The organism is Bacteroidota bacterium, assembly GCA_018698135.1.
Classification (GTDB): Bacteria; Bacteroidota; Bacteroidia; order CAILMK01; family JAAYUY01; genus JABINZ01.
Genome location: JABINZ010000075.1, coordinates 1 through 20,116 on the forward strand (window position 1 = coordinate 1; position 20,116 = coordinate 20,116).

The following is a 20,116-nucleotide window of genomic DNA, read 5'->3' on the forward strand; positions in this document are numbered from 1 at the left end:
TGAGGTTTTTTTGGGATAGTTTTCAAAATATAGATTTCCCATGGCTTTAACAAAATGACCAGCCTTTGATTGCTACTTCATTATAAAACATAATACATAAAAAAAGCCTCCCCTATTTTTGGGAAGGCTTTCCTGTGTAGCGGGGACAGGACTTGAACCTGTGACCTTTGGGTTATGAGCCCAACGAGCTACCAACTGCTCCACCCCGCAATGTTTATGTTTAAGAACTTATTCTTTCAATTTTTGAGAAGGCAAATATACTAAAATTAATCATCCTACAAAGCTTAATTATCCAATAGACCCTATTAATTTTTTGGCTTTTGAATAATAAATTTATTTTGGAAATACGGATCCTTAATTGAATCGTAAATATTAAATATCTTAGCTCCATCAAATTTCTGAAAATCGTCCTCCTCACCCCCCGTCCAATAATAGATGAGTCCGTTAGAATTCAAAGTTTTTGAGGCTATTTTTGAAAAAGTTCTAAAATCACTAACCGCTCTTCCCAATGCATAATCACATTTTAATCCCAAGTCTTGGGCTTGAGCTTGAACGGCTTCCACATTCGTTAATCCCAGCTCTCGTGATACTTCTGAAACAACATGCACTTTTTTGCTTCTTCCATCAACTAATGAAAAATGGCAATCAGGATAAACGATAGACAAGGGTATACCAGGAAATCCGCCTCCAGTACCAATATCAATAATTGAAGTATTTTCCACGAAATGGTCAAATTTCAAAATGCTTAAGGAATGTAGTATATGATGGACGAATAAATTATCAATATCTTTTCTTGAAATCACATTAATTTGCTCATTCCAATAGCGATATAAGTCGTTGAGTTGAGCTAATTGCTCTAATTTAGAATTATCTAATTCTGGAAATAACGATTTAATATTTTGATCTGAATTTACCAATATTTTTTATTTGAAAAGCTTGCTATAAATCCAAAAAATGGCAAGATAATAAGTATGTAAATTATCTCAAGTAAAGGCATAAACCAAATAAGTTTTCGCTGGTTTAATTTAGCAGCTACAAATGAATAAACAAGCATTGCAGCAATGCTTCTAAGAGCGAATATAGCCCATGTTATTATGGAGCTATGGTCAACAATAAGGCTTGCTCCAAACAATACAAAAAACACAAAATAGGATGTCCACACTGCGCTTAACCAAAAACGATGAGATTTTTTATACTCAATACCACCTTTCAGATGACGTTTTTTTTGTTTAAACCACTTACTAAATTTAGTATGTGGTACTGAGTACACAAAAGAATCTTTATCTATTTCAATAGCAACATTGGTCTCGTTGGCATTTTCGTTGATAAAAAGATCATCATCACCATAAGGTACGTGTAAATGAGAAGCAAATCCGGTACGGAAGAATAATTCCTTTTTATAAGCCAGATTCCTACCCACTCCCATATAGGTCATGCCTGCCAAACTAAACGAGAAATATTGAATAGCTGTATAAAAAGTATCAAACTGAATCAACAAATTCAAGACAGAGTTCTTCCATTGATAAGGCGAATAGCCCAGAACAATATATTTTTCTGTCGAGATGTTGGCAACCATCTTACTAAGCCATTGGTTTGAGTTGGGTTTGCAATCGGCATCAGATAAAAGGACCAAATCAAACTTTGCTTTTCGAATTCCCAAGGTGAGCGCAAGTTTTTTTCCAATATGATCTTTAATATGCTCACTAACAGTTACAATTTTAAGATGATTGTTCTGTTTAGCTTTTTCCTGTAAAAAATCAAATGTTCCATCTTCTGACTGATCATCAACAACAACAACCTCAAATTCCGGATAGTCCTGCCCTAGAAATGAATTCAGAAACTTTCGCAAGTTTTCCTCCTCATTCTTTGCACAAATTATAACCGAAACACCTTGACTTGTAGCTAATGGTTGTTTTTTCTTTTTATAAAAAGCCAAACGGGCAAATAAGGCAAAGAAGAATAAAAACTGAAATAGTAAAGCAAAAATCAGTGGTGTTAGAAAATTATTTTGTGTTAGTTCGCTCAGCATACATCGTGTTATTCAAAACTGAGAAATAGCTTCTCAAGTAAGCTGCAAATTTCAAAAAGAATTATGCTTTATCGAAAAGAATTAATAAACAATTTTTTAACCTTTGTGAGTCTTACTAAAACTTGTTATTAATTGATTTACAACCATCGAGTATTTTGAGTTTATCCTTTACTATAGAAAAAACAGATTCTGATTCAAAAGCCCGTGCGGCAACAATTGAAACGAAAAGAGGCGTTATTCAAACACCTATTTTCATGCCTGTTGGCACATTGGGTACGGTTAAGGGCGTACATCAAAGGGAATTGGAAAATGATATCAATGCACCTATCATCCTTGGAAATGCCTATCATCTATATCTTCGACCAGGTTTACCAATTTTGGAAAATGCAGGCGGTTTACATAAATTCATGAATTGGAAAAGGTTTATGTTAACCGATAGCGGTGGTTATCAAGTTTTTTCATTAGCCCAAACCAGAAAAATATCGGAAGAAGGGGTTAAGTTTAGTTCACATATTGACGGCTCCAAACACTTTCTATCGCCTGAATCTTCTATAGATATTCAGCGTTCTATTGGTGCAGACATTATGATGGCTTTTGATGAATGCACCCACTTTCCTATTGACCATGGCTTGGCTAAAAAGTCAATGGATTTAACACATCGATGGTTGAAAAGATGTATTGCACAATTCAATTCAACACAGCATAAATATGAATTTCCGCAAAACTTATTCCACATTGTTCAGGGAAGCACATTTAAAGATCTGAGAACGGAATCAGCCAACTTTATTGCGGATCAAAATGCTGTTGGGAATGCCATAGGCGGTTTATCAGTTGGTGAACCGGCTGAGGTAATGTATGAAATGACCGAACTGGTTTGCGAAATTTTACCTGCTGATAAACCCAGATATCTGATGGGAGTTGGCACTCCTGCAAATATTTTAGAATCTATAGCCTTAGGTGTTGACATGTTTGATTGTGTTATGCCAACACGTAATGCTCGTCATGGAATTTTATATACCACCGAAGGAATTGTTAATATTAAAAACGAGAAGTGGAAAAATAGTAGTGAATCAATAAATGGGCAGCCATTAAGCTTTGTGGATGAATACTACTCAAAGGGATATTTGAGCCACCTTTTACGATCAAAGGAGCTTCTAGCTGGCCAAATTGCTTCTGTTAATAATCTTGCATTCTATTTATGGTTGGTTCGGGAAGCACGTAAACATATTTTGCAGGGAGATTTTGCATTCTGGAAAAAAGAAATGGCCGAAAAATTGAGTCAACGATTGTAACATTAATTAATGGGCAAATACGTAAGCATAATCGATAAATACATTATCAGGAAATTCCTGTCAACTTTTGTATTTATCCTTGCTTTATTTATAATGATATCTGTTGTCTTCGATTTTTCTGAAAAAATTGATGATTTTCTGAACCGAAATGCACCTTTAAACGAAATAGTTTTTGACTATTACTTGAACTTTATTCCCTATTTCATGAATTTGTTCAGTCCTCTTTTCATTTTCATTTCAGCCGTTTATTTCACTTCACGAATGGCCTATAATACAGAAATTGTGGCCATGCTATCTGCTGGAGTAAATTTTTATCGTTTGCTTAAACCCTACTTTCTGGTTGCGCTACTTTTAGCTGCATTTTCTTGGTATCTCACTGGTTGGGTGATCCCTACTGGCAACGAAAAACTCATTGAATTTGAATCAAAATATATCAAAGACCCAGTTATCAGGGGCAATTCATATTTGCATCGCCAAATAGCACCTGATGTTTTTATTTATATAAGAAACTACAATCGCAAGGAAAACTCAGGCAGCAGGTTTACATTGGAAAAGTTTGATGAAACCAAACTTAAATTCAAGATTATGGCCTTGAAAATCCAGTGGGTTGATAGCACTGAAAAATGGAAACTTACAAATTATACAATTCGCAAAATTGAAGGGCTTAAAGAAACTCTGGTTAAAGGAGACGATTTGCAATTAAAATTACCCATGCATCCACGGAATTTTGGCAGAAAAACAGAAAACATCCAGTCGATGGATAATAGAGAATTGTCTCAATTTATCAAAGCTGAACAATTGAGAGGTGAAGATTTGGTCACCTTTTATGTGGTCGAAAAGGCAAAACGTACTTCTATGCCAGCAGCCACATTTATTTTAGTATTAATCGCTTTTTCGATTTCAAGCAGAAGAATTCGTGGAGGGATAGGACTTCATTTAGGAATTGGCATTATGATCGCCTTTTCCTATATTCTATTCATGCAATTTTCAACAATTTTCGCCATAAATGGCAATCTAAATCCTATTCTTGCATGCTGGATTCCTAATATTTTATATGCTATTTTGGGAATTGTATTAGTCATTAAAGCCCCTAAATAGGCATTTTACTTGCAGCATAAATGTGAATAAGTTGTATTTACCATCTCTTCTTCAAGCCTAAAACAATGTAAATTCAGATTCGCTTTTCTTTATCAGTCAATCATTAAATTAATAAAGCAATGATTTTCGGTTAATTTATCACACGCTTAAATGCAATTTAATTCGTCCGAAACTATTACTTCATAGGCTCAAAATATCTATCACCTTGTATTTCTTGGACTTATAAATTATTCCGATACAAATTAATAATTTGGGTTGTGTAAATATTTTGCCTGCTATCTGCTGTATTTCAACTGCTTAATTGAAAATAAAAACTTTTCCACAAAATTTTGATTTTATAGAATTCACTCTATCTTTGTGGGACAAAGTGGTAAAATGTGGGACAAACTATCACAATATTTATCAAATTTATAAAAAATATCAATGAAAGGCTTCATTGGAGAATATGAATGTAAGTTAGATGCGAAAGGAAGATTCAAAATTCCTGCTAATCTTCTTCGGCAAATACCCGAAGAGGCAAATAATACATTTGTTATAAATAGGGGCTTTGAAAAGCATTTAGCACTATATCCTGCCAATGAATGGGAAATAATAACGGAAGAAATTAATAAACTGAATAACTACGATAAAAAGGTTCGCGATTTCAGACGCTTTTTCTATCGTGGAGCAAGTGAAATAAGCCTTGACAGTTCCTCCAGATTATTACTTCCAAAAACACTTTTGGATTGGCCAAAAATTGACAAAGAAATAGTTTTATTTTGTCATTCATTCATTATTGAAATATGGTCAAAATCCTCTTATGATGGACTTCTAAGCAATGAGCCAGAGGATTTCTCTCCAATTGCACAAAGCGTAATGGGCAACAAAAAAGAACATGACGGAGACTAACGACTATCATCAACCTGTGCTATTGAATGAAAGCATCCAAGGATTAAACATTAATCCTGCAGGGAGTTATGTCGATGTTACTTACGGAGGTGGAGGACATTCCAGTGAAATTTTAAATCAGATCACGTCAGGAAAACTTATTGCTTTCGATAAGGACAAGGATGCTCAGCAAAATACTTTAAACGACAAACGCTTTACACTGGTGCAACATGATTTTTCTTACATGAAAAATTTCTTGAAGTATCTAAATACCATTCCAGTAGAAGGCATCCTTGCCGATTTAGGAGTTTCATCCTATCAGTTTGATACCGCTCAAAGAGGATTTTCTTACAGGTTTGAAGCAGATCTTGATATGCGAATGGATCAGGACAGTAAACAATCCGCTTACAATTTGTTAAACGAATCCAGTGAAGCTGATCTACATAAGTTCTTTGGCATGTTTGGCGAAGTTAAAAATGCTAAAACACTGGCAAAAACAATAGTTGAATCAAGAAAAATCAAACCCATCCAAACCACATCTCAACTTTATACAATCCTGGAAAAGTGTACACATAAGAATGATCATTTACCACGATACGCAGGAATGGTATTTCAGGCATTGCGTATAAAGGTGAATAATGAATTAGAATCGTTGACACGCTTCTTAAAGCAATCCGAAGAGGTGCTCACAAAAGGCGGACGATTAGTGGTCATTACGTATCACTCCTTGGAAGATCGTTTGGTGAAAAATTTCATTAAAACCGGAAATGTGGAAGGAAAAGTGGAAAAGGATATGTATGGAAATTTTTCAACAACTCTTAAAGCAATAAACAGAAAGCCCATTTTACCTTCAAAAGAAGAAATAGAAAAAAACATCAGATCAAGAAGTGCAAAACTCAGAATAGCTGAGAAAATTTAGAATGAATAATAAAAGAAAAGAATCGGCAAACAAAAGAGATCGTTTAAACAAGATTTTTGATTTTGATTTTATGATCACCAAGGAAAGAATCCCAAAATTCCTTCCTTTTGTCCTTTTCATATCAGTACTGATCATTTTCTACATTGGCAATAAGTACTATGCAGAGAAATCATATTTGGAAGAAAACAGACTAAACAATGAAATCAAAGAATTGAGAGCAGAATCATTAACCACTAAAGCAGAATTGGTAAATAAAACGAAAGAATCAGAAGTAGCCAAAATTGTTGAAAAAATTGGATTGGAAGAAAATAAAGAGCCACCAAAAAAAATCGTAGTCGAGAAGGGTGAATACTAAACGTGACATATTGATCAGGGTATATCTGTCGTTTGTTTTTTTTCTATTAATTGGAATAGCAATTAGTACTCAAATTGGCAAAGTTCAGTTTAAGGAAGGCAAATACTGGCGATCCATTTCAGATAGCCTGACTACCTCCTACCGATCCATTGAGCCGATCAGAGGAAACATTTATTCAGCTGATGACAAGCTATTAGTCACTTCAATTCCTATTTATGAATTGAGAATTGATTTTAAGACAGAAGCTTGGATGGACGAGGAATATTATGATCAAAATATAGATAGTTTTTGCTTCAAAATGTCTCAACTGTTTAAAGATGCATCCTCCAAAGAATACAAATACCGCATTTCGAGAGCAAAAAACAGAAAAGAAAGATATTACCTCTTGAAAAGAAATGTTAATCACAATTACTTAAAATCTGTTAAAGAGCTTCCTTTCTTGAATAGGGGGAAATACAAAGGTGGATTTATTGTTGAGCAACATAGCATTCGTATACATCCTTTTCAATTATTAGCAGAGCGCACAATTGGTTACAAGGTTCCTAATGTGCAAGGTGTTGGTTTGGAAGGTGCATTTGATGAATATCTGGCAGGAAAAAACGGCCAGCGCCTTATGCAAAAAATATCAGGAGGCCAATGGATACCAATCAATTACGATAATGAAGTAGAGCCCGAAGATGGCAAGGATATCATTTCCACTATTGACGTTAACATTCAGGATTTCACCGAAGAGGCTCTTTTAAAAGCATTAATGCGTCATGAAGCCCAGAATGGTTGTGCTGTTGTTATGGAAGTTGAAACAGGACATATTAAAGCCATTGCTAATTTAAAAAGAAACACCAATGGTTCTTATGGCGAGAAATACAATTATGCAGTTGGAGCCAGTACGGAACCGGGTTCTACATTTAAGCTAATTACTGCACTAATTCTTCTGGAAAAAAACATAGTGAAGTTGACCGACAAGATGGATATAGAAGAAGGAAGCATTGAGTTCTATGACCGTGTTATGCGTGATGCAAGTTCTGAAGGCTATGGACGAATATCCTTTAAAGAAGCATTCGAGCATTCTTCGAATGTTGCTTTTTCAAAACTTGTGTTCGACAATTTCAAGAACAACCCAACTGCCTTTATCAACGAAATCCAAAAAATATCGATTGACAAACCTCTTGGATTAGGCATTGCCGGAGAAGGGAAACCTGTGTTTAAAAGCCCTGAAAGCTCCGATTGGTCTGGCATTACTCTTCCGTGGATGTCGGTAGGTTATGAATTACTCATGACTCCACTTCAAATGTTAACAGTATATAATGCTGTTGCAAATAATGGGGTAATGGTCAAACCGCTTTTTGCCAGCGAGGTCAGGCATATTGATAAAGTTGTAAAACGATACGATACAGAAGTTATCAATAAACAGATTTGTAGCAAAAAAACATGTGAGCAACTCAAAATATTACTGAATGGTGTGGTTCAAACTGGTACAGCTAGTAACATTCGCAGCTCACAGTACAAAATAGCAGGAAAAACAGGAACAGCACTGGTTGCCTACCAAGGCAGCTATAGCAAGGATAAAAAATACCAAGCTTCTTTTGCCGGCTACTTCCCCTCAGATAATCCCAAATATTCCTGCATAGTAGTTATCACGGATCCCAGCATGGGGCTTATTTATGGATCAAGTGTGGCAGCACCTGTTTTCAAGGAAATAGCTGATAAAATTTTTGTTAAAGGACAGCAAAATTATCTGACACAAGATAGAGCAAAAGACAATGATTACAATAGCATGCCCATTGTAAAGTATGGGAAAAAGGAAGATATGATTAACATGAGCTCATATTTAGGCCTTGACATGAAAATGAATTCTTCAGGAACAGAATGGGTCTATGTACGTCCTGAGAATAACAAAATTCAACTATACAATAAATTGATAAAAGATGAAATTATTCCAGATGTAAGAGGAATGGTTTTATCAGATGCCATATACATTCTTGAAAATCTGGGACTTAATGTAAAGGCTCAAGGGGTTGGCAAGGTAACAACACAGTCGTTTAAGCCAGGAAGCCATGTATACAAAAATTCGATTATACGATTGAAATTAAGTTAATTGATACGATTAAAAGACATATTAAAAACAACAGAGCACCAATTGATTTCAGGAGATGCAGATATGCAAATCAATCAAATTCAGTTCGACTCCAGAAAAATCAAAACAGGTGATGTATTTGTTGCTATAAAGGGAACTCAAGTTGATGGTCATGATTTTATTGACACAGCCATTAAGCTTGGAGCTTGTGCTATTGTATTTGAAGAAACTCCTGCAGAAATGATATCGAATGTTTGTTATATTAAAAGCAAACAAGCTGCAAAATCATTGGCTCTCATGGCAGCTGAATTCTACGGAAATCCAACCCAATCATTTAAGCTCATTGGTGTAACAGGAACAAATGGAAAAACAACTGTTGTTAGTTTGCTTTACAAACTATTCAAAGATCTTGGTTATAAATGTGGTCTTCTTTCGACTATTCGAGTAATGATAGATGATGAAGAAATTCATGCCACACATACAACTCCTGATTCGCTGCAATTAAATCAGCTTTTCAGGCAAATGGCTGATCAGGATTGCAGTTATTGTTTCATGGAAGTTAGCTCTCATGCAATCGACCAATTCAGAATAGAAGGCCTACAGTTCAATGGAGCCTTGTTTACAAATATCACACACGATCATTTGGACTATCATAAAACATTCGATAATTACATCAAGACCAAAAAACGATTTTTTGATGAACTGCCAAAAGATGCTTTTGCAGTCATTAACAAAGACGATAAGAACGGCCAAATCATGGTTCAAAATACAGTTGCAAAAGTGACTTATTATGCCATTAAAAGCCAAGCTACTGTTAAAACAAGAATAATTGAGTGCGATCTAAGTGGTTTGCATTTACAACTAGATCAAAAGGATTTTTATACCAACAAAGTAGGTCGGTTTAATGCATACAACCTTACAGCCGTATACAGCACAGCACAATTGCTGGGTATTGATGATGAATCCATTTTAAAAGCATTGAGCATGCCTCATGCTGTTGATGGACGTTTTGAACTCATCTACAAACATCCTGCATTTAAAGCAATTGTCGATTATGCGCATACGCCAGATGCTCTTGAAAATGTGATAGAAACTATCAATGATTTAAAGAAAAAAAATGAACGCTTAATTACAGTTTTTGGTTGTGGTGGTAATCGGGATAAAAGCAAAAGACCAGTAATGGGACGAATTGCCAGCACAAAATCAGATTTGGTTTTTATTACCTCCGATAATCCACGAAATGAAGAACCGATGGCTATAATTCAGGAAATTGAGCAAGGCGTTCCTGAAAAGTTAGCTTCAAAATGCATCAGTATTTCAGATAGGGAAAATGCGATCAAAACAGCTTGTTTAATGGCTAATCCCAATGACATTATTCTTGTGGCTGGTAAAGGGCATGAAACCTATCAGGAGATTAATGGTGCAAAAAATCATTTTGACGATAAAGAGATTTTAATCAAGTATTTAAAAGAATTATAAGCATGCTCTATCATTTATTTACATATCTCGACCAAAAATTTGATCTAATAGGAGCTGGCTTATTCCAATTTTACACTTTTAGAACAGCAATGGGCGTGCTTCTATCGCTGGTTATTGCCACCTTCTTTGGGAAACGAATTATTCGCTATTTACAGTCGAAACAGATTAGTGATGAAAATCGAGATCTTGGCCTGGAAGACAAATACGACAAAAGCAAAACACCTACAATGGGTGGAATTATTATTCTATTAAGCATTCTTGTTCCTACTATTCTTTTTGCCGATTTAACGAATATCTATATTATTCTGGTTATCGTTTCTACTATTTGGCTTGGCCTAATCGGATTTATTGATGACTACATTAAAGTATTCAAAAAAAATAAGGATGGTTTATCCGGCAAGTATAAACTACTGGGACAGGCTAGCCTTGGTGTTATTGTAGGTCTGACACTTTATTTTAGCCCGGCAGTTGTTATGCGCGAAACATTAACAGAGAAGCAATATTTTGCACACCAAGAAGAGTTGGAGGCCAGCAATGCTATTATTAAATATAATGAAGAAAGCAATACCTATCAGGCAGAATATAAATCCACAAAAACAACAATTCCATTTATAAAAAACAATGAATTGGACTATGCCAAATTTATAAAGTTTGTTGGACCAAACTATTTGGACTGGGCCTGGCTCATTTATATACCCATTATTATCTTTATTATCATGGCCGTTTCAAATGGAGCCAACCTAACAGATGGCCTGGATGGACTGAATGCAGGGGTTTCCGTTTTCATAGTTCTGACACTCGCCATATTTGCCTATGTATCTGGCAACACCATTTTCGCTGATTACCTGAACATCATGTATATCCCAAATTTGGCCGAATTAGCCATATTTTCAGGTGCTATGGTTGGAGCCTGCATTGGATTTTTGTGGTATAACGCCTACCCTGCCCAGGTTTTTATGGGCGATACAGGCAGCTTATCAATTGGAGGCTTAGTAGCCATATTAGCCATCATCGTTCGTAAAGAATTATTGATTCCAATTTTATGTGGAGTTTATTTTATTGAAGCCATTTCGGTACTTATTCAACGATATTGGTTCAAATATACCCGTATTCGATATGGTGAAGGAAGACGTGTTTTCCTGATGGCACCACTTCACCACCATTATCAGAAAAAAGGTTATACAGAACCTAAAATTGTTGCTCGTTTTTGGATTATCGGAATATCCCTTGCCATTTTAACTTTTATCACGCTCAAACTTAGATAATGGATTTAGCTAAAATCAAATATATTGTCGTTTTAGGAGCTGGTGAAAGCGGAACAGGGGCAGCGCTCTTGTCGGACAAACAGGGTTTCAAAACTTTTGTGTCGGACGGAGGAGAAATCAAAGAAAGTTTCAGAAATGAGTTAATCGAACAACATATTGATTTTGAAGAAGGTCAACACAGTTTTGACAAAATACTCAGTGCCGATTTAATTATCAAAAGTCCTGGCATTAAAGAAAGTGCTGACGTAATGCAAGCTGTGTTTAAAAAAGAAATTACCGTTATTTCGGAAATTGAATTTGCCAGCTATTTCACACAAGCAAAAATAATTAGCATTACCGGTAGTAACGGAAAAACGACAACCACCATGCTTATCTATCACATCCTCAAAACAGCAGGATTGAATGTGACTTATGGCGGTAATATAGGGGTAAGCTTTGCTCGTAGGATTTTAGAAGGATCATTTGATTACATAGTATTGGAATTAAGCAGTTTCCAGCTCGATTATCTAATAGCGTTCAGGAGCCATATTGCAATACTATTAAACATAACACCCGATCATTTAGATAGATATAACTACAGTTTAGAGGAATATGCCCTGTCTAAAATGCGCATCAGCATGAATCAAACAGAAGACGATTACTTTCTTTATGATTTGGATGATGAAATAAGTATGCAATACATCAACAAAGTAAGCTCTAAAGGGATTAAACTTCCCTTTACACAGAATCAAAAACTTGAAAAAGGATCCTGGTTAGAAGGTGAACATATTAAAGTCAAAATAAACGAACAATTTAAAGTAGATATAGACATGAACATTTTATCATTAGTCGGAAAGCACAACCGCTACAATTCGATGGCCGCCTCAACAGCTGCGTGTGCATTAGATATTAAAGATGATGTACTTAGGAAAAGTCTTTCCTCTTTCCAAAACATTGAACATCGACTTGAATTTATTGCTAAAATCCAAGGGAAGGAATTTATCAATGACTCAAAAGCTACGAACTTAAACGCGGTGTGGTATGCTTTAGAAAGCATGAATAAGCGTGTTATTTGGATTGTTGGGGGAATTGACAAAGGCAATAATTACAATGAAATTATGCCTCTGGTTAAAGAAAAAGTTAAAGGGATTATTTGCTTAGGAGTGGATAATAAAAAAATACTTGATGCCTTTAACGATGAGATCGAAATGATTTTTGAAACAACATCCATGAATGATGCAGTCGAAATCGGTTTCAGAATGGCTATCCCTGGTGAGGTAATTCTATTGTCACCAGCTTGTGCCAGTTTCGATCTTTTCAAAAATTATGAAGATCGGGGCAATCAATTTAAAAATGCTGTTAAAAATTTATAAATCAAAAGAGATAATATAATTCATGAACTGGCTTTTATCACGCATTAAAGGAGATATTCATATCTGGTTGGTTGTATTCCTACTAACCATTATCTCTGTTATTATGGTGTATAGCTCGAGTGCTTCTCTGGGCTATGCCAAGCGTGCTGGTAATATGGAATATTATCTTTTCCGACAAATTGCTTTTATTCTTATTGGATTGCTATTTATGTATGGAACACATCTGGTCAACTATATCTACTTTTCACGTATTGCCCAGATTTTACTGTTCCTATCCTTCCCTCTATTACTGCTTACCTATCTTTTTGGACCCGATATTAATGAAGCAAAACGTTGGCTAATGGTTCCGGGAACCAACTTAACATTTCAAACGTCCGACCTAGCCAAATTGGCTCTGATCATGTATTTGGCCAGAATGCTTTCCAAAAAGCAAAATGTTATTAAAGACTTTAAAAAAGGGTTTTTACCCATGGGCGCAGCTGTACTTGGCATTTGTGCTTTTATTGCTCCCTCTGATTTATCTACTGCTACTTTACTATTTGTTTCCAGTTTATTAATGCTTTTTATTGGCCGCGTTAGTTTTAAACATATTTCTCTATTTGTTGTAACCATTCTTGTCATTGGCGCTCTTTCTATATTTCTGGCGCTCAAACTTGGAAGTCCCGGCCGAGTTAGTACATGGCAAGCAAGAATAGATAGTTATGTTAATGAAGGAGGCGAATCCTATCAGGCCATTCAATCTAAAATTGCCATTGCCAATGGAGAAATATTCGGCAAAGGGCCTGGTAGTAGTGTTCAAAAAAGCTTTTTACCAAATCCTTTTTCTGATTTCATTTTTGCCATAATTATTGAAGAATGGGGCTTTATTGGTGGATTGTTCGTCATTTTCCTTTATTTATGGTTGCTTTTCAGGACTATTCGGATAGTAATAAATTCCCCCAATGCATTTGGAGCTTTGCTTTCCGTTGGGCTTAGCATGAGTTTGGTTCTGCAGGCATTTATAAACATGGGTGTAGCCAGCAGTTTATTACCCGTAACCGGACTTACCTTACCCATGATCAGCATGGGAGGTACATCTGTAGTTTTTACCAGTGTTTCTTTAGGAATTATATTAAGTGTGAGTAGGCATATTGAAGAAAATAACGACATCGATAATCAATTTGAAACAACATGAGCAAATCGAAACATAGTGAAATATCGACCGCACATCGCTTTATTTTAAGTGGTGGTGGCACCGGTGGACATTTGTTTCCGGCAATTGCAATTGCAAATCAGCTCAAAGCCAAATTTCCTGATGCAGAATTTCTCTTTGTTGGAGCAAAAGGGAAAATGGAAATGGAAAAAGTTCCTCTATCAGGATATGAAATTAAAGGATTATGGATAAGTGGTTTTCAACGCAACGAGCTATGGCGAAATCTTAATTTGCCATTCAAATTATTAGATAGCTTCATTAAATCGAGAAGAATAATTAAAAAATTCAAACCAACAGTTGCCATAGGTACCGGAGGTTACGCAAGCTTTCCTCTACTGTTTATGGCTTCCAGAAACAATATCCCAACACTCATTCAAGAGCAGAATTTTTTCCCTGGTATTTCCAACAAATTATTAGCAAAACATGTCGACAAAGTATGCACTGTTTATCCGGGGATGGAAAAATACTTTCCAAAAGAAAAAATTGTTATAACAGGAAATCCTATTCGTGCTGATATTCAATTATCTACCCAAAACAAGGATAAGTATTACGAAATTTTTGGTTTCGATAAAAACAAAAAAACATTATTGGTTATTGGCGGAAGCTTAGGAGCAAAAACCATCAATCAGGCTATTTTATCCGGTATGGATTATTTGAAGGAAAATGATATTCAGTTAATTTGGCAAACGGGTAGATATTATGATGAACTGACAGAGATACATGGTGTTGAAACATGCAAAAACTGCTGGATAGGTTCATTCATTAATAATATGGGTGTTGCTTACAGTATAGCAGATTTGGTGGTTAGCCGAGCAGGAGCCATTTCTATATCTGAATTAGCTGTATTGGGTAAAGCCAGTATATTAATTCCTTCGCCTAATGTGGCTGAAGATCATCAAACAAAAAATGCAATGGCATTAGCTGATGGAAAAGCAAGCTTGGTTTTAAATGATAAAGAAGCGGTTGAAAAACTCATACCTATGGTATTAAATACCATCAATAGCGATCATGTGTTGAATGAATTAAGCAAGAACATTGAAAATTTTGCCCGACCAGAATCTACATCTGAAATTGTTAAAGAAGTAGAAAAATTGATACAAACAAAATGAATTTGAGCGAATATAAACGAGTTTACTTCATCGGAATTGGAGGCATAGGCATGAGTGCTCTTGCCCGCTATTTCCTTGACAATAACCTAAATGTTGCCGGTTATGACAAAACTCCTTCGAGCATCACTCAGGCATTAGAAACCGAAGATGCAGTAATTCATTTTGAAGATCAAATTGACTTAATACCAACCGAATATTCCGAAAATGTTGCCGACACTTTGGTTGTTTATACACCTGCAATTCCAATTGCTCATAAGGAACTAAATTATTTCCGCAAAAACAAGTTTGTTGTCAAAAAAAGAGCTGAAATCCTCGGCATGATCAGCGAGAATAAATTTACCATTGCAGTAGCTGGTACTCATGGTAAAACATCAACTTCCTGGATGATTGCTCACTTATTAAAATCCTGTGGAATTGAGTTCTATGCACTTCTTGGAGGAATTTCATCGAATTATAACACCAATTACATTTCTCCTTCAAACAAGGATTGTAAATTGTTAGTTGTTGAGGCTGATGAATATGATCGCTCATTTTTCCATTTAAAACCTAATATTGCCATACTAACATCAATTGATCCTGACCATTTGGATATTTATGGCCAATATGCTGAATTAATCAAGGCATATCAACAATTTGCTAATAGTGTTTCAATAAATGGTAAATTAATAAAATCGGAATCTGTTGGACGAATCAAAGCAGAAGCAAAAACAGAGGCACACATATATGGTATAGGAAATGATTTTGATGTAAACGCCATTAATATCAGAATAGCTGAAGGCAAATATATTTTTGATATTTTAACCAGAACATCATTTTTGGAAGAGATCAAATTACATGTGGCTGGCCATCATAACATTTTGAATGCATTGGCTGCCTTTGCTGCTGTTTGGGATTTTGTTCAGGATGACGCAAAAATTCGAGCTGGATTTGAATCCTATAAAGGTGTTAAAAGGCGCTTTGAATATATTATTCAAAAACCGAATATCGTTTTTGTGGATGATTATGCACATCATCCATCTGAAATTGAGTTTACCATAAATACATTAAAAGAATTATTTCCAGACAAAAAAATAACGGGCATTTTCCAACCGCATTTATACAGCAGAACCAGAGATTTCGCAGATGAATTTTCAAAAGTATTGGCTAATCTTGACAAAATTGTTTTATTGGATATTTACCCAGCCCGGGAAGAACCAATCGATGGAATAAATTCAGATTTAATATTATCACATATCAATAAAAAGCATAAATATCTCGTTTCTAAGGATGAGTTGTTGGAATTAATAAAAGAAGACACCAATGAAGTAGTTGTGACTATGGGTGCAGGCGATATTGATCGATTGATTGATCCTATAAAAGTAGTTTTGTTGCAGAGATAATATGAAGAAAATAAGAAACATATTAACCAATGGCTATAAACTGATAAAGGCTTACTTCCTTTTATCGATGCTATTAATAGCCTTGTTTATTTTTGTTTCTTTTGCTGAAAAATCAGCAAATCAGCAGCAATGCACAGAAGTTGTTATTCGCATTTATCCTGAAAATAATAATCAGTTTTTAGACAAACAGGATGTGATAAATAGTTTAGTTGAAAGCAATGGAAGAGCCATTGAAAATTTGAATATTGGCGAAATCAATACCAAGGATTTAGAATCTACCTTGAAGTTGAATAGCTTTATTGATAATGCAGAAGTCTATTTTGACCTTTTAGGCAATTTGTATGTTGATGTTTACCATCGGAAACCGGTTTTGCGAATCATGTCATCTTCCGATCAAAACTACTATATCGATAAGCATGGTGTTCACATGCCTCTTTCAAAAAAACATACAGCCAGAATATTAATTGCTACCGGATTTATTGAAAAAGCATCGCGCGACACCGACTTTGAGCAGCAATTATTTGCAGTAGCTGAATTTATCAAAAAAGATCAGTTTTTAGATGCTTTGATTGGCCAAATTCATGTTAAATATGATGGGGAGCTCATCCTAGTTCCTAAAATTGAAGATTTTAAAATTGAATTCGGAAACCTTGATAACATGGAGTTTAAATTTAAAAAACTAAAAATATTTTACAAAGAGATATTGCCTTATGAAGGCTGGAATAAATACAATAAAGTAGACTTAAGATTTAGTAATCAAATTGTTTTAAACAAGAAATAGAATGTAACCTTATGATTAAAATAGATGCATACTTCCAACTTATTTTAATTATCAAACTTGCCTGTTGTGGGCAGGGGTTCCATATGACCTTTAAAATTTAATTATAGACATATGAAAGAAAAAGAAATCATTGTCGGCCTAGACATTGGAACCACTAAAATAGCGGCTATCGTAGGTGAACGCGCTGAAGGTGGAAAGATTAACATCATGGGTGTTGGTCTTACTGAAACCAGAGATGCTGTTTTGCGAGGAGTGGTTGTTAACATCGACCGCACCGTTGATGCCATTAAGCAAGCAGTAAGTGAAGCTTCCAAAAAATCTGACGTCAATATTAAAGTCGTTCATGTTGGTATTGCTGGTCAGCATATTAAATGCCTGCACCATCGTGGACAAATAACCAGAAATAATGGCGAAGATGAAATTAGCAAAGTGGATTTAGATCGCTTGATTCATGATATGCATAAAGTTGTTCTTGATCCTGGAGAAGAAATCATCCATATAATTCCACAGGACTATATCATCGACAACGATCGTGGCATCAAAGATCCAATTGGCATATCTGGTGTTCGTTTGGAAGGCAATTTCCACATTATTACAGGGCAGGTTACCGCAACTAAAAACATTGACAGATGTGTTGTAAGAGCAAATCTTGAAGTGGCTGAGTTGGTGTTGGAACCTATTGCTTCAGCAGAAGCAGTTCTGAACGAAGAGGAAAAAGAAGCAGGTGTTGCCCTAATTGATATTGGAGGAGGAACTACCGATCTGGCTATATTTCAGGATGGCATTATCCGACATACAGCAGTTATTCCGCTCGGGGGTGAAATCATTACCAACGACATCAAAGAAGGCTGTAATGTGATGCAAAAACAAGCAGAAATGATGAAGGTGAAGTTTGGGTCTGCCCTTGCCAATGAAGCACGAGATAATGAAATTATTTCTATTCCCGGCATCAGAGGTCGCGATCCACGAGAGATTTCTGTGAAGAATTTAGCGCACATCATCCAAGCCCGAATGGAAGAAATATTTGAGCATATTCATTTTGAAATAAAAAGCTCAGGATTTGAGAAAAAACTGCAAGGTGGAATTGTATTAACAGGAGGCGGATCTCAATTGAAGCATCTCCCACAATTGGTAGAATATGTTACTGGTATTGATGCACGTATAGGATATCCAACCGAACATTTATCAAAAGGACTAATTTCAGAAGTCCGAAACCCATTGTTTGCAACAGGAATTGGTTTGGTACTTCATGGTGCTAAAACACCAATTAAAAGTGGAAATGAAGAAAAAGTTGAAAAAACGAAAAAGACCGGATTATTTGGTAAAGTAAAACACTGGCTAGAAGACGGTCAAGATGATTTTAAAGAATAATGTAATTAAACAATAGAATTATGGCTAAGTTAAATTTTGACATTCCAAAACAGGAATCTTCAATTATAAAGGTAATTGGAGTTGGAGGTGGTGGTGGAAATGCTGTCAACTTCATGTACAATGAGGGTATTCAGGGCGTTGAATTTATCGTCTGCAATACCGACAATCAGGCTTTGGAAAAAAGTCCTGTAGAAAACAAAATCCAGATCGGAAGTGGCATAACAGGTGGCCGTGGGGTTGGTGGCAACCCCGAGGTTGGTGAAAAAGCGGCTATTGAAGACATGGATAAAATTAAAAATGCGATTGGCAGTAAAACTAAAATGCTCTTTATTACTGCTGGCATGGGTGGAGGAACCGGTACTGGTGCTGCTCCTGTAATTGCAAAGCATGCAAGCGAAATGGGTATTTTAACGGTAGGTATTATCACCTATCCCTTCGAATTTGAAGGGCCCAAACGCAAAACCATTGCAGAAAGTGGTATGGAGTTAATGAAAACATATGTCGATGCCCTGATTACCATCCGCAACGACCGATTACTTGAAATGTTTAATGGCCTGGGTATTGGCAAGGCATTTTCACATGCTGATGATGTACTGGCAACAGCTGCAAAAGGAATTGCAGAGATTATTACCATCCCTGGCGAAATGAATGTTGATTTTGAAGATGTTAAAAACATCATGAAAAAATCAGGTACTGCTATTATGGGAAATGGTGTGGCCGAAGGTGAAGATAGAGCCGAAAAAGCCATTCAGCAAGCTTTGGATTCTCCCCTCTTGAAAGATAAAGATATTAAAGGGGCCAAGCATATTTTGTTGAACATGACCTATGGTTCGGAAGAGGTGAAAATTGATGAACTAACTAAAATTACCAGTTACATACGAACCGAAGTGGGTAGCGATGTGGATATGAAATTTGGTCACTGTTTCAATGCCAACATGGGTGAAGAACTATCCATTACAATTATTGCAACTTCTCTTGAAGGAGAACAAGTTGTTGAGGAGGTAATTCAAGAAGTGGAAGAGGCTGAAGAAGAAAACCAGGAGCAAGAAAAAATCATTCACGATTTGAATGAAGAATGTGATGATGATGATGAGCAAATGAGTTTGTTTTCACAGAATGAACCCTTCATTAAAAATTCACAGGAAGAAGAGCGACTGAAAGAATTAAGTTATAATATTCGCACACCTGGTGTGTTGGAAAAATATGAAAAAACACCTGCCTACATCAGGCGAAATGTGAAGTTAAAATCAACTCCACATAGTTCTGAAAGTGAAATATCCCGTTTTATTTTAGAAGAAGAAGAGAAGGATAAAAAACCTGAAATTAGGGAGGATAATTCATTTTTGAATGATAATGTTGACTAATTCTTAAATAGACATAGCCATATCTATTTGAAAGGGTAGCCTGAAGAGGTTGCCCTTTTATTTTTGTTGAGAATTAGAAAAAGGTCATTACATTGTTGAGATTCAAAATGTAATTGACTAGTGTGTGAGATCAGGGGTTGCCAGATAAGCATTAGCTATATCGTAAAAAAGGATTGATCCACACACGAAA

At 35.7% G+C, this 20,116-nt stretch carries 17 protein-coding genes and 1 tRNA gene; 15 read left to right on the plus strand and 3 right to left on the minus strand.

Features of this window, described 5'->3' with window-relative positions; translation table 11 throughout:
• Positions 1 to 137: 137 nt before the first annotated feature.
• The 3 genes from HOG71_04510 to HOG71_04520 all read right to left on the minus strand — a co-directional run bounded on the left by HOG71_04510 (position 138) and on the right by HOG71_04520 (position 2,029).
• Positions 138 to 210: transfer RNA gene (locus HOG71_04510), tRNA-Met, on the minus strand.
• 95 nt (positions 211 to 305) lie between these two features.
• A complete protein-coding gene (rsmG, locus tag HOG71_04515) occupies positions 306 to 917 on the minus strand; it encodes a 16S rRNA (guanine(527)-N(7))-methyltransferase RsmG (GenBank protein ID MBT5990094.1) in 612 nt (203 codons plus the stop codon).
• Positions 911 to 2,029 carry a glycosyltransferase gene (locus tag HOG71_04520; GenBank protein ID MBT5990095.1) on the minus strand — a complete coding sequence of 373 codons (1,119 nt, stop codon included), beginning with the start codon at positions 2,027 to 2,029 and terminating at the stop codon, positions 911 to 913. The genes rsmG and HOG71_04520 overlap by 7 nt, the downstream gene beginning before the upstream one ends.
• Before the next feature lie 155 nt (positions 2,030 to 2,184).
• Between HOG71_04520 and tgt the strand changes: the two genes are divergently transcribed.
• The 15 genes from tgt (at position 2,185) to ftsZ (ending at position 19,926) form a co-directional block, all read left to right on the plus strand.
• Positions 2,185 to 3,321: a tRNA guanosine(34) transglycosylase Tgt gene (gene tgt / locus HOG71_04525; GenBank protein MBT5990096.1), complete on the plus strand. Its 1,137-nt coding sequence runs from the start codon at positions 2,185 to 2,187 to the stop codon at positions 3,319 to 3,321.
• Positions 3,322 to 3,330: 9 nt separating this feature from the next.
• Positions 3,331 to 4,419 carry a YjgP/YjgQ family permease gene (locus tag HOG71_04530; protein ID MBT5990097.1) on the plus strand — a complete coding sequence of 363 codons (1,089 nt, stop codon included), beginning with the start codon at positions 3,331 to 3,333 and terminating at the stop codon, positions 4,417 to 4,419.
• A gap of 423 nt (positions 4,420 to 4,842) precedes the next feature.
• Entirely contained in the window at positions 4,843 to 5,307 is a 465-nt protein-coding gene (mraZ, locus tag HOG71_04535; GenBank protein MBT5990098.1) for a division/cell wall cluster transcriptional repressor MraZ, read from the plus strand.
• The gene (gene rsmH, locus HOG71_04540) at positions 5,294 to 6,205 is read left to right on the plus strand and encodes a 16S rRNA (cytosine(1402)-N(4))-methyltransferase RsmH (protein ID MBT5990099.1); all 912 of its coding nucleotides are present in this window, start codon (positions 5,294 to 5,296) and stop codon (positions 6,203 to 6,205) included. Before mraZ ends, rsmH begins: the two co-directional genes overlap by 14 nt.
• Position 6,206: 1 nt before the next feature.
• On the plus strand, positions 6,207 to 6,560 hold the full coding sequence (locus tag HOG71_04545; protein ID MBT5990100.1) for a hypothetical protein: 354 nt from the start codon (positions 6,207 to 6,209) through the stop codon (positions 6,558 to 6,560).
• Positions 6,550 to 8,655, plus strand: a complete 2,106-nt coding sequence (locus HOG71_04550; GenBank protein MBT5990101.1) for a transpeptidase family protein — start codon at positions 6,550 to 6,552, stop codon at positions 8,653 to 8,655. The genes HOG71_04545 and HOG71_04550 overlap by 11 nt, the downstream gene beginning before the upstream one ends.
• Positions 8,656 to 8,658: 3 nt before the next feature.
• On the plus strand, positions 8,659 to 10,113 hold the full coding sequence (locus tag HOG71_04555; GenBank protein ID MBT5990102.1) for a UDP-N-acetylmuramoyl-L-alanyl-D-glutamate--2,6-diaminopimelate ligase: 1,455 nt from the start codon (positions 8,659 to 8,661) through the stop codon (positions 10,111 to 10,113).
• Between the two features lie 2 nt (positions 10,114 to 10,115).
• Entirely contained in the window at positions 10,116 to 11,378 is a 1,263-nt protein-coding gene (locus HOG71_04560) for a phospho-N-acetylmuramoyl-pentapeptide-transferase (protein MBT5990103.1), read from the plus strand.
• The gene (gene murD, locus HOG71_04565; protein MBT5990104.1) at positions 11,378 to 12,730 is read left to right on the plus strand and encodes a UDP-N-acetylmuramoyl-L-alanine--D-glutamate ligase; all 1,353 of its coding nucleotides are present in this window, start codon (positions 11,378 to 11,380) and stop codon (positions 12,728 to 12,730) included. The genes HOG71_04560 and murD overlap by 1 nt, the downstream gene beginning before the upstream one ends.
• Before the next feature lie 22 nt (positions 12,731 to 12,752).
• Positions 12,753 to 13,904, plus strand: a complete 1,152-nt coding sequence (locus HOG71_04570; protein ID MBT5990105.1) for an FtsW/RodA/SpoVE family cell cycle protein — start codon at positions 12,753 to 12,755, stop codon at positions 13,902 to 13,904.
• Positions 13,901 to 15,031: an undecaprenyldiphospho-muramoylpentapeptide beta-N-acetylglucosaminyltransferase gene (murG, locus tag HOG71_04575; protein MBT5990106.1), complete on the plus strand. Its 1,131-nt coding sequence runs from the start codon at positions 13,901 to 13,903 to the stop codon at positions 15,029 to 15,031. Before HOG71_04570 ends, murG begins: the two co-directional genes overlap by 4 nt.
• Positions 15,028 to 16,410 (plus strand): UDP-N-acetylmuramate--L-alanine ligase, encoded by a 1,383-nt coding sequence (locus HOG71_04580; GenBank protein ID MBT5990107.1) that lies wholly within the window; start codon positions 15,028 to 15,030, stop codon positions 16,408 to 16,410. The genes murG and HOG71_04580 overlap by 4 nt, the downstream gene beginning before the upstream one ends.
• 1 nt (position 16,411) lies before the next feature.
• Positions 16,412 to 17,191 carry a hypothetical protein gene (locus HOG71_04585; GenBank protein MBT5990108.1) on the plus strand — a complete coding sequence of 260 codons (780 nt, stop codon included), beginning with the start codon at positions 16,412 to 16,414 and terminating at the stop codon, positions 17,189 to 17,191.
• 111 nt (positions 17,192 to 17,302) lie between these two features.
• On the plus strand, positions 17,303 to 18,562 hold the full coding sequence (ftsA, locus tag HOG71_04590; GenBank protein MBT5990109.1) for a cell division protein FtsA: 1,260 nt from the start codon (positions 17,303 to 17,305) through the stop codon (positions 18,560 to 18,562).
• 20 nt (positions 18,563 to 18,582) lie between these two features.
• A complete protein-coding gene (gene ftsZ, locus HOG71_04595) occupies positions 18,583 to 19,926 on the plus strand; it encodes a cell division protein FtsZ (protein MBT5990110.1) in 1,344 nt (447 codons plus the stop codon).
• Positions 19,927 to 20,116: the final 190 nt, after the last annotated feature.

Excerpts from the sequence above, each read along its gene's own strand:
- murD (MBT5990104.1), top strand. The coding sequence starts at position 11,378 with ATGGATTTAGCTAAAATCAAATATATTGTCGTTTTAGGAGCTGGTGAA.
- HOG71_04545 (MBT5990100.1), top strand. The coding sequence starts at position 6,207 with ATGAATAATAAAAGAAAAGAATCGGCAAACAAAAGAGATCGTTTAAAC.
- HOG71_04570 (MBT5990105.1), top strand. The coding sequence starts at position 12,753 with ATGAACTGGCTTTTATCACGCATTAAAGGAGATATTCATATCTGGTTG.
- HOG71_04580 (MBT5990107.1), top strand. The coding sequence starts at position 15,028 with ATGAATTTGAGCGAATATAAACGAGTTTACTTCATCGGAATTGGAGGC.
- HOG71_04520 (MBT5990095.1), bottom strand. The coding sequence starts at position 2,029 with ATGCTGAGCGAACTAACACAAAATAATTTTCTAACACCACTGATTTTT.
- mraZ (MBT5990098.1), top strand. The coding sequence starts at position 4,843 with ATGAAAGGCTTCATTGGAGAATATGAATGTAAGTTAGATGCGAAAGGA.
- rsmH (MBT5990099.1), top strand. The coding sequence starts at position 5,294 with ATGACGGAGACTAACGACTATCATCAACCTGTGCTATTGAATGAAAGC.
- ftsZ (MBT5990110.1), top strand. The coding sequence starts at position 18,583 with ATGGCTAAGTTAAATTTTGACATTCCAAAACAGGAATCTTCAATTATA.
- murG (MBT5990106.1), top strand. The coding sequence starts at position 13,901 with ATGAGCAAATCGAAACATAGTGAAATATCGACCGCACATCGCTTTATT.
- HOG71_04585 (MBT5990108.1), top strand. The coding sequence starts at position 16,412 with ATGAAGAAAATAAGAAACATATTAACCAATGGCTATAAACTGATAAAG.
- HOG71_04530 (MBT5990097.1), top strand. The coding sequence starts at position 3,331 with ATGGGCAAATACGTAAGCATAATCGATAAATACATTATCAGGAAATTC.
- HOG71_04560 (MBT5990103.1), top strand. The coding sequence starts at position 10,116 with ATGCTCTATCATTTATTTACATATCTCGACCAAAAATTTGATCTAATA.
- ftsA (MBT5990109.1), top strand. The coding sequence starts at position 17,303 with ATGAAAGAAAAAGAAATCATTGTCGGCCTAGACATTGGAACCACTAAA.